Below are 9,212 nucleotides of genomic sequence, written 5' to 3'. Positions count from 1 at the left end.
GAGGTGGGACCGGTCAGCCAACCCGGTTGTCGTCATCCAGGGCCGGAGAAAGCCGAGAGAACCCCCTCCCCCTAACCCCCTCCCGCAAGGGGAGGGGGGACTCGGAAGGAGCAACGGAAGGGGGGCCGCCATCTCAACCCGGCTCACTGGTTCACGAACACGGTGTCGAGGATGCCGCCGGAGGCGAAATGCTCGGCATTCACCTTGTCCCAGCCGCCGAACACCTCGTCGACCGTCGCCAGCGTGATCGCCGGGAACTGGTCGGCGTGCTTGGCCGCGACCTCGGCCAGGGTCGGGCGGTAGAAATGCTCGGCCAGGATCTCCTGCGCCGCCGGCTGGTACAGGAAGTCGAGATAACCCTTGGCCAGCTCGGCCGTGCCGCGGGCGGCGGCGACCTTGTCGACCACCGCCACCGGGAAATCGGCCTTCAGGCTGCTCGGCGGCACCACCACCTCGAAGCCCCGGTCGCCATATTCCTTCTGGATGCCGCGGGTCTCGGCCTCGAAGGTGATCAGCACGTCGCCGGTCTCGCGCTCGACGAAGGTGGTGGTGGCGCCGCGCCCGCCGGTGTCGAAGACGGGCACATGCGACAGCACGGTCTTGACGAAATCCTGCGCCTTGGCCTGGTCGCCGCCATTGGCCTTCAGCGCCCAGGCATAGGCGGCGAGGTAGGTGTAGCGGGCATTGCCGGAGGTCTTCGGGTTGGGGAACACCGCCTGCACGTCGTCGCGCGCCAGGTCGCCCCAGTCCTTGATGCCCTTCGGGTTGCCCTTGCGCACCAGGAAGGCGGGGAAGGAGTAGTAGGGCGAGGCGCCGTTCGGGAAGGCGGCCTGCCAGCCCGGCTTGACCGCGCCGCCCTTCTCCAGCGCCGCGATGTCGGTCGCCTGGTTGAAGGTGACGACATCGGCCTGCAGGCCTTCCAGGATCGACCGCGCCTGCTTCGAGGTGCCGGCATGCGACTGCTCGACCGTCACTTCCTGGCCGGACTTGCCCTTCCAGTAGGTCTGGAAGGCCGGGTTGATGTCGGCATAGAGCTCGCGCCCGACATCGAAGGAGGCGTTGAGGATGGTGGTCTGGGCCTGCACCTGGGTCCCGGCCGCACCGCAGAACAGGCCGGCCGCGACGGCCAGCGCCAGGAAGGAACGCTTCATAGAAATCTCCTTGGAGGAATGCTCAGGCGGCGCGTGCCGGAAACAGGCCGAACTGCGCGGCGCCGACCTGCAGCGTCTCGCCGGCGGCGGGCAGGCGGGCGGCGAGCTGGCGCCGGTGCCATTCCAGGTCGAGCGGGATCGCGCCGTGCTGGGTCACCGCCTCGACCCGCACCAGCGGGCCGACGACGTTGACGCTGCGGATGGCGATCGGGAAGGCGTCGGCGCGGGCATCCTGCGGCAGCAGGTCGTGCGGGCGGACGAAGATCTCGCCGGCGCCATCCGGCCCGGCATAGCCTGCCGGCCGCGGCAGCACCGCGCCCTCGACATCGACGCGGTCGGGGCCGATGCGGCAGGGCAGGCGCACCGCCTGGCCCAGGAACTCGTAGACGAAGGGCGTCGCCGGCCGCTCATACACCTCGGCCGGGCTGCCGATCTGCTCGACCCGGCCGTGATCCATCACCACCACCTGGTCGGCCAGCTCCAGCGCCTCCTCCTGGTCGTGGGTGACGAAGACGGTGGTCAGCTTCAGCGTCTGGTGCAGCTCGCGCAGCCAGCGGCGCAGATCCTTGCGAACCCGGGCGTCGAGCGCGCCGAAGGGCTCGTCCAGCAGCAGGATGCGCGGCTCGATCGCCAGGGCCCGGGCCAGGGCCACGCGCTGGCGCTGGCCGCCGGACAGCTGGTCGGGATAGCGGTCGCCGAACGTCTCCAGCTGCACCAGGGCCAGCAGCTCCCTGGCCCGGGCGCGGATCGCCTCGGCCTCCGGCCGGGTCTGGCGCGGCCGCACCTTCAGGCCGAAGCCGATATTGTCCAGCACGCTCATATGCCGGAACAGGGCGTAGTGCTGGAACACGAAGCCGACCTGGCGGTCGCGGACATCGACCGCCGACATGTCGGTGCCGCCGATCCGCAGGGACCCGGCATCGGCATGCTCCAGCCCGGCGATGATGCGCAGCAGGGTCGTCTTGCCCGAGCCGGAGGGGCCGAGCAGGGCGCAGAGATGCCCGGCCTCGATGTCGAGGCCGATTCCCGACAGCGCGGTGAACTCCTGAAACCGCTTCTCGATCCCGCGAAGCTCGACGCGCATCGATTTTGCTCGTGTTTAATGTAAATAAAGGGCTTCCATCATAGCGAAGCGTAAAACGGGCGCCAGCGGAAAATCCACGAAGCGTCAGGCGACGTGGTGAGATTGAACGGCTGGTGGTTGTATTATGGGTGGCCCGCCCCTCACTGTCATCCTCGGGCTTGACCCGAGGATCCAGGGGCGGCCAGAGCGGCTCTCCGTGGCCCCTGGATTGCCGGGTCAAGCCCGGCAATGACAAAGGGGGACGGCCTGCTTCTATCCCTCCTCCGCCGGCTCCAGCCCGATCACCGAGCCGTCGATCAGCACCTTGCCGCGGTTCTCGAAATTCACCGTGATCCGGCTGCCGATCACCGACTGCACCTGGCCGGGGCCCCAGTCGGGCTGATCGGGGTGCCGCACCCACATCCCGGGCGCCAGCCCCAGATCGATCCCGAACCCGTTATCGAACGCCATCGACAAGCTCCCGTCTCCTCTCGGCCACGTTGCCACGGATTGCAGGGCCGCGTCAGGGGCGTTACACCCGGAAGGCACTTCGGAGTTCCCATGGTCGATCGGCCGCCCTGCCGCCCCGAAACCCTCGCCGCCCGCCTCGACGGCTATCTCTGCGGCGGCACCGGCGCGATCGTGCCGCCGATCCACCCGTCCTCGACCTATGCCCGCGACGCCGCCTATGCCCAGGTCGGCGGCCGCGGCTACAGCCGCGACGACAACCCGACCTATCTGCAGGCCGAGGCGCTGCTGGCGCGGCTGGAGGGCGGCAGCGGGGCGATGCTGTTCGCCTCCGGCATGGCGGCGATCACGGCGCTGTTCCAGGCGCTGGCGCCGGGCGACCACGTCGTCTGCTCGCGCGACATGTATTTCGGCACCGGCAAGCTGCTGCGCGAGCTGCTGATCCCCTGGGGCCTGGCCTGCGACCTGGTCGACACCGGCGATCTCGACGCCCTGCGCGCCGCGATCCGGCCGGGGGTGACGAAGCTGGTCTATGTCGAGACCCCGGCCAACCCGGTCTGGTCGATCACCGACATCGCCGCCGCCGCCGCCATCGCCCATGCGGCCGGGGCGCTGCTGGCGGTCGACAACACTTCGGCCTCGCCGGCCCTGTGCCGGCCGATCGCCCATGGCGCCGACCTCGTCGTGCACTCCGCCACCAAGTACCTGAACGGCCACTCCGACGTGGTCGCCGGCGCGGTGGTGACGGCGGCGGACAGCCCGCTGTGGCAGCGCATCGGCCGCATCCGCTTCCTGGCCGGGCCGGTGCTGGGGCCGTTCGAGGCCTGGCTGCTGCTGCGCGGCATGCGCACCCTGTTCGTGCGGGTGCGTGCCGCCAGCGTCAGCGCCCAGCGCATCGCCGAGCGCTTCGACGGCCATCCGGCGGTGGCCCAGGTCTGCTACCCCGGCCTGCCGAGCTTCCCCGGCCATGCGATCGCGGCGCGGCAGATGGAGGGCGGCTTCGGCGGCATGCTGTCGCTGCGCCTGGCCGGTGGGCGCGAGGCGGCGCTGCGCGCCATCTCTCGCGTCGGCATCTTCATCCGCGCCACCTCGCTGGGCGGGGTCGAGAGCCTGATCGAGCATCGCGCCACGATCGAGAAGGAGGACGGCACGGTGCCCGACGACCTGCTGCGCCTGTCGATCGGCATCGAGGCGGTCGAGGACTTGATTGCCGATCTGGAGCAGGCGCTGGCGGAATAGGGCCACGGTACCGGCCGGGATTCCCTCTTATTGTCATGCCCGGGCTTGACCCGGGCATCCAGAGACTGTCGACATTTTCTGGATTGCCGGGTCAAGCCCGGCAATGACAGGTGTGGGTGAAGCGTAGAACAAGGAAGAACAGGGACGGCATGGCGGACAGGGAAACGGGGGCCTTCGTCGATTTCGTCGACGTGGCCAAGACCTATGACGGCGAGACGCTGGTGGTGCGGGGGCTGGACCTCGCCATCCGGCAGGGCGAGTTCCTGACCCTGCTCGGCCCCTCCGGCTCGGGCAAGACCACGACGCTGATGATGCTGGCCGGGTTCGAGACTCCCACGCGGGGCCGCATCCTGCTGGAGGGCAAGGCGATCGACGCGCTGCCGCCCTGGCGCCGCGATATCGGCATGGTGTTCCAGAACTACGCGCTGTTCCCGCACATGACGGTGCGCGAGAACGTGGCCTTCCCGCTCAAGGTCCGCGGCATCGGCGGCGCCGACGCCGAGAAGCGGGTCGAGCGCGCGCTCGACATGGTCAAGCTGGCCGGCTTCGGCGGCCGCCGGCCGGCCCAGCTCTCGGGCGGGCAGCAGCAGCGCGTGGCCCTGGCCCGCGCCCTGGTGTTCGAGCCGCGGTTGGTGCTGATGGACGAGCCGCTGGGCGCGCTCGACAAGCAGCTGCGCGAGCACATGCAGCTCGAGATCAAGCATCTGCACCGCTCGCTCGGCGTCACCGTGGTCTATGTCACCCATGACCAGGGCGAGGCGCTGACCATGTCGGACCGCATCGCCGTGTTCCATGAGGGCGCGATCGACCAGCTGGCGGCGCCGGACGACCTGTACGACCGGCCGGAGACCGCCTTCGTCGCCCAGTTCATCGGCGAGAACAACAAGCTGGCCGGGACGGTGGAAACCCTGGCGGGCGGGCAGTGTACGGTCGCGGTTGACGGCGGCTTCTCGGTGCTGGCGACACCGGTCGGGGCGGCCGGGCAGGGGGCCCGCGCCACCCTGTCGATCCGGCCGGAGCGGGTGCGTCTGTCGCCCGGCGCCGAGGCCGGGCCGAACCGCTTCCCGGCCCGGATCGAGGAGCTGATCTTCCATGGCGACCACACCCGCGCCCGGCTGTCGCTGCTGGGCCGCGACGACTTCGTGCTGAAGCTGCCGAACGCCGACGGCCGCCCGGCCCTGGCGGCGGGCGAGGCCGTGACCGTCGGCTGGGCCGCCGCCGACTGCCGGGCGCTGACCGCGTGAGTGACGGGAATCATTGAGCGATCCGCCGCGCCGGTTGTACGACGGATCACTTCCGCCGACTCACCCAGGAACGCCGCATGCCGGATCCGATCGTGCCGGTCGAGACCGAGAGGCTGATCCTCCGCCGCTTCGTGCCGGAGGATTTCGAGGCCTTTCACGGCTATCACCGCCTGCCCGAGGTCGCCCGCTACCTGTACCGGAACCCCCGCACGCCGGAGCAGTCGCGGGCGGCGCTGGAGCGGTTCGGCGCGCTGAAGTTCGAGGGCGAGGGCGACGAACTGGTGCTGGCGGTGGAAGGCCGCGACACCCGCGCCCTGCTCGGCGACGTGGTGCTGAAATGGGTCAGCCGCGAGGCCCGGCAGGCCGAGATCGGCTATACCTTCGCGCCGGAGGCCGGCGGGCGCGGCTACGCCACCGAGGCGGCGCGGGCGGTGCTGGGCCTCGGCTTCGGCCGCTTCGGCTTCCATCGCATCTTCGCCCGCTGCGATGCGCTGAACACCGGCTCGATCGGCGTCCTCCGGCGGCTCGGCATGCGGCAGGAGGCGCATCTGATCCAGAATGACCGCTTCAACGGTGTCTGGGGCGACGAGCTGATCTTCGCCATGCTCGAGGAGGAATGGCAGCGTCAGGCCGCGCGTTGAGGCGTCAGGCCGCGGCGCGCTGATCCGGCCCGTCCCTGCGCGGCAGGGGGTAGAGGATCCGCACCGAGGTGCCGCGACCTTCCGCGGATTCGATGCGGAAGCGGCCGCCGAGGGCCTTGACCATCTCGGCGCAGCCGGTCAGGCCGAGCCCGACATGGCTGCCGGCCCGCATCGAGAAGAACGGCTCGGTCGCCTTGGCGCGCACCGCGGCCGACATGCCGAGGCCGTTGTCGATCACCTCCAGCACCAGCCGCCGCCCGAAGGGGAAGCGCCGGGTCAGGCGGGCGCGCAGGACGACGCGGGAGTCCGGCTTCCCGGCCGCGGCCACGGCGTGCTCGGCGTTGCGGATCAGCTCGTCCAGGATCAGGTGGAACTGCGGCGAGGCCACCAGCGCGCCCCTTGCCTCCTCCGGCACGTCGAACTGGATCCGGCCGCCATGGTCCTGCGACAGGGCGTCGAGGATGCTCTGCAGCGCCACGTTCCGGCTCGGCTTGGCCGAATAGGCGATCTTCAGCAGGCCGTTGTTGATGCCGTCCAGCTCCGTCGCGGCGCGCGAGGCGGCGGCGACCAGCTCCGGATCCGGCGCCTGGCCGTCGCGCAGGCTCTTGATGAACAGCGCCAGCGCCGCGACCCGCGACCGGGTCATGTGCGCGAACAGCGAGGCGAAGGAGCGGATCTGCTGGTCCTTGCGCCGCGCCATGATCGACTGCTGGTGGATGATGACCCCGACCACGATCACCGCCGCCAGCGCCAGCACGAAGATCGCCATGTTGCGCAGCGCGTTCTCGGCGATGTGCGCCGTCTCGTTCAGCGTGCGGCTGTGCGCCCCGGTGGTGCCGGAGACCTGGAACATGTCCTGCTGGATGTCGGTCAGGAAATCCAGCGTCTCCTGGTCGTTCTCCGCCGCGCCCAGATTGGGCAGGATCCGCGTCTTGATGGTCTGGATGCTGCTGTCCAGCCGGGCGAAGTCCTGCGGATCCAGGAAATGGTCGATATATTGCAGGTTGCGCAGCGCCACCATGTTGAACTGCAGCAGCCCGACCTCCTGCGACAGCTGGGGCTGCCGCTCCCGCGTCGCCATCGACAGGCGCAGCAGCCCGACGATGTTGGCCAGCCGCTCCCGGATCTGCGAGCCCCGCCACTGCACCTCGTAGGACTGCATCAGGAGGATGTCGGTCTCCTCCCGGTAATGCTCGGACCGCATGAACGACCAGGAGCCCAGCAGGATGGCCACGACCAGCCCGACATAGGGCACGACGTCCAGCCAGCGGCGCAGCCCCCTGAGGGACGGGACCCTGATCACTGCCCGGGCCTCAGCGCGACGACGAACCAGACCCAGATCGCGTTGCGCCCGGCCGTGTAGGATTTGGGCAGCTGGTCGAGCGGCCAGATGATCGAATAGGGCCCGGAATCCGCCAGGTCGAGCGGCCGGAACTCCTGCCCCTCGGCGCAGCGGCCGCTCTTGTGGTCCGCGCCGGTGCAGCCGCGCTCGATCGCCAGGATCGGCTGGTATTGCGAGATCTCGTCCATCCGGATGGCGGTGATGAAATCATCATAGGCGAAGACGTCGATCGATCGTGCATCGCCCAGGCCGCTGCGGTCTAGAACCGCCTTCAGGTCCGGGCCGCGATAGCGGATCGTCTCGCCGCCCTCGGTCCACGGCGTCCCGGTCTCGATCACCCGCTGCGGGAACGCGGTCTTGATCTGGTCCGGCGTGTAGGTGGCGATCGCCTGGCCGGGGGAGCTTTCGATCCGGAGGATATGGGGGTCCTCATAGCCCACCGGGGCCGCGGAAGCGCTGCAGGCGAGGGCCAGCATGGCGGTGGCGGACATCGCCATGCGGAGGACGCGGAACATCAGTCGGGCCGTGGACGGTGCCGGTTGGAGGGACGGGGAGGGCGGTCGCGCCGGACTTTCATGCTCAGGCCCCTTTCGGGAACAGCCCGTTCTTCAGCAGCTTGGCGCGCGCCTGCTTGTAGTACTTCTCGACCGTGTACGGGTCGATGCCGAAGCGGTCGCCCATCTTCTCGTAGATCTCCTTGCGCTTGACCCCCTTCGGCCGGCTGCGCATGAAGTCGATGATCTCCTGCTCCCGCGGGGTCAGCCCGGAATAGTAGAATTCCGGGGTCACCGCCTTGACCGCGGACAGCGACAGCGAGAAGCGCGTGTCCGAGATCTTGTCGATGATGCTGGAGAGCGTGTCCCGGTCGAGGCCGGTCTTGCCGACATAGGCGTTGGCGCCCAGCATCCGGCAGGCCTCGCCCTCCTCGACGCTGTCCGAGCCGGTGACGACGATGTGCAGCGCGTCGGGAGAGGCGTCGATCACCGCCTTGACCACGGCCAGCCGGTGCTGCGGCGAGGTCGGGTCGAAGCCGGGCAGGCCGGGATCGATGATCACCAAGTCGAAGCTGTGCTCGCGCAGCAGCCCGGCGGCGATCTCCCAGGTCGCGGCGCCCTGGACGATGCAGTCCCGCAGGGCTGCCTTCAGCTCGCCGATCAGGGCCAGGCGCATCAGATCCTGGTCTTCGATCACCAGCGCACGTGAGGTCTGATCGGCGGCCGTCATGACTGCATCTTCCACGGTGGGACCCGTACAGGATCCTAGTCCGGCCGTCGGGGGTGCGCTAGGCCAGGATTCGTCTCGAATGCCATTGAATGTCCTGCGGAAAAAGGGGTGGGGTCCCCCCTTTCTCTGAGGCCGGATTCTGGCCTCAAGTGATGGGGTGGTGGCGGCCCCGATTCCGCATGGTTATCGTTTGTGAAAGTCTCGAGAGGATGGAAAATTTACTAAAAATCTCGACATCTTTTGTCAACTGGAACCTTGGGCCGCGGATGGAGTTCCTTTGTGACATCTTGGGCGTACCGGCCGGGTGTCCGCGGCAGATCATGCCTGTCGGGCCGGGCCGGCTCGCCGCGCTGTCCCGTCACTGAGGGCCCGTCATGACCACGATCGGCATCGGCACGCTGTACCGCAACCACGACGTCATCGAGGGGCCGGTGCGGACGCTGCTGTTCCAGGATCGGATCCGGCTGGTCCCGAACCCGCATGCGGCGGAGAGCCCGAAGGCGCCTGACCTGCTGGTCTATTCCGGTGACGACCACGAGATCGGCGGCGCCTGGGCTTGCCGGCGGGAGGACCGCCCCGTCTCCTACAACGTGCAGATCCGCGACCCGCACGTCTCCCGGCCGATCCACGCCACGCTGTGCCAGTCCACCCAGGACGATGACCGGTTCGACCTGTTCTGGTCGCATTAGAGCGGGATGAATTGATGCCCGATCACGCGATGCGTTCGGGCAGGACTGACGATGTCGAGCGTCTTCGCGGATTGCCTCTCCCGCCGGACGCGGGAGAGGTCGGGCTCGCGCAGCGAGACCGGGTGAGGGCTGGCCCAGGCCTCGACAAAAT

At 69.1% G+C, this 9,212-nt stretch carries 10 protein-coding genes; 4 read left to right on the top strand and 6 right to left on the bottom strand.

Annotated elements, in window-relative coordinates; genetic code table 11:
• Window positions 1-143 precede the first annotated feature (143 nt).
• The 3 genes from P409_RS17555 to P409_RS17545 all read right to left on the bottom strand — a co-directional run bounded on the left by P409_RS17555 (window position 144) and on the right by P409_RS17545 (window position 2,685).
• A complete protein-coding gene (locus tag P409_RS17555) occupies window positions 144-1,151 on the bottom strand; it encodes a sulfate ABC transporter substrate-binding protein (protein WP_034840275.1) in 1,008 nt (335 codons plus the stop codon).
• A 22-nt stretch (window positions 1,152-1,173) separates the two neighbouring features.
• Entirely contained in the window at window positions 1,174-2,235 is a 1,062-nt protein-coding gene (locus P409_RS17550) for a sulfate/molybdate ABC transporter ATP-binding protein (RefSeq protein WP_034840271.1), read from the bottom strand.
• Between the two features lie 252 nt (window positions 2,236-2,487).
• Window positions 2,488-2,685, bottom strand: a complete 198-nt coding sequence (locus P409_RS17545; protein ID WP_034840267.1) for a DUF3553 domain-containing protein — start codon at window positions 2,683-2,685, stop codon at window positions 2,488-2,490.
• Window positions 2,686-2,775: 90 nt separating this feature from the next.
• Here P409_RS17545 and P409_RS17540 point away from each other — a divergent pair, with 90 nt between their 5' ends.
• From P409_RS17540 to P409_RS17530, 3 genes are all read left to right on the top strand, one after another.
• Window positions 2,776-3,921: a trans-sulfuration enzyme family protein gene (locus P409_RS17540; RefSeq protein WP_034840263.1), complete on the top strand. Its 1,146-nt coding sequence runs from the start codon at window positions 2,776-2,778 to the stop codon at window positions 3,919-3,921.
• 149 nt (window positions 3,922-4,070) lie between these two features.
• A complete protein-coding gene (locus P409_RS17535) occupies window positions 4,071-5,165 on the top strand; it encodes an ABC transporter ATP-binding protein (RefSeq protein WP_034840258.1) in 1,095 nt (364 codons plus the stop codon).
• 77 nt (window positions 5,166-5,242) lie between these two features.
• On the top strand, window positions 5,243-5,806 hold the full coding sequence (locus P409_RS17530) for a GNAT family N-acetyltransferase (protein ID WP_034840254.1): 564 nt from the start codon (window positions 5,243-5,245) through the stop codon (window positions 5,804-5,806).
• 4 nt (window positions 5,807-5,810) lie between these two features.
• Here the strand turns inward: P409_RS17530 and P409_RS17525 are convergent, their stop codons facing one another.
• The 3 genes from P409_RS17525 to P409_RS17515 form a co-directional block, all read right to left on the bottom strand.
• Window positions 5,811-7,109: a sensor histidine kinase gene (locus P409_RS17525; RefSeq protein WP_034840248.1), complete on the bottom strand. Its 1,299-nt coding sequence runs from the start codon at window positions 7,107-7,109 to the stop codon at window positions 5,811-5,813.
• The gene (locus tag P409_RS17520; protein ID WP_152613426.1) at window positions 7,106-7,663 is read right to left on the bottom strand and encodes a hypothetical protein; all 558 of its coding nucleotides are present in this window, start codon (window positions 7,661-7,663) and stop codon (window positions 7,106-7,108) included. The genes P409_RS17525 and P409_RS17520 overlap by 4 nt, the downstream gene beginning before the upstream one ends.
• A 64-nt stretch (window positions 7,664-7,727) precedes the next feature.
• Entirely contained in the window at window positions 7,728-8,372 is a 645-nt protein-coding gene (locus tag P409_RS17515) for a response regulator transcription factor (RefSeq protein ID WP_034840239.1), read from the bottom strand.
• Window positions 8,373-8,746: 374 nt separating this feature from the next.
• Between P409_RS17515 and P409_RS17510 the strand changes: the two genes are divergently transcribed.
• A complete protein-coding gene (locus tag P409_RS17510) occupies window positions 8,747-9,061 on the top strand; it encodes a DUF736 domain-containing protein (protein WP_052120837.1) in 315 nt (104 codons plus the stop codon).
• Window positions 9,062-9,212 lie beyond the last annotated feature (151 nt).

This window comes from Inquilinus limosus MP06, assembly GCF_000767795.1.
GTDB lineage: Bacteria > Pseudomonadota > Alphaproteobacteria > DSM-16000 > Inquilinaceae > Inquilinus > Inquilinus limosus_E.
Note: the sequence above shows the minus strand (reverse complement) of the source record. Positions and strands in the feature narration are given on the sequence as shown.

Bases quoted from the DNA above. Each gene is read 5' to 3' on its own strand.
- P409_RS17555 (WP_034840275.1), bottom strand. From the start codon at position 1,151: ATGAAGCGTTCCTTCCTGGCGCTGGCCGTCGCGGCCGGCCTGTTCTGC.
- P409_RS17550 (WP_034840271.1), bottom strand. From the start codon at position 2,235: ATGCGCGTCGAGCTTCGCGGGATCGAGAAGCGGTTTCAGGAGTTCACC.
- P409_RS17545 (WP_034840267.1), bottom strand. From the start codon at position 2,685: ATGGCGTTCGATAACGGGTTCGGGATCGATCTGGGGCTGGCGCCCGGG.
- P409_RS17540 (WP_034840263.1), top strand. From the start codon at position 2,776: ATGGTCGATCGGCCGCCCTGCCGCCCCGAAACCCTCGCCGCCCGCCTC.
- P409_RS17535 (WP_034840258.1), top strand. From the start codon at position 4,071: ATGGCGGACAGGGAAACGGGGGCCTTCGTCGATTTCGTCGACGTGGCC.
- P409_RS17530 (WP_034840254.1), top strand. From the start codon at position 5,243: ATGCCGGATCCGATCGTGCCGGTCGAGACCGAGAGGCTGATCCTCCGC.
- P409_RS17520 (WP_152613426.1), bottom strand. From the start codon at position 7,663: ATGTTCCGCGTCCTCCGCATGGCGATGTCCGCCACCGCCATGCTGGCC.
- P409_RS17515 (WP_034840239.1), bottom strand. From the start codon at position 8,372: ATGACGGCCGCCGATCAGACCTCACGTGCGCTGGTGATCGAAGACCAG.
- P409_RS17510 (WP_052120837.1), top strand. From the start codon at position 8,747: ATGACCACGATCGGCATCGGCACGCTGTACCGCAACCACGACGTCATC.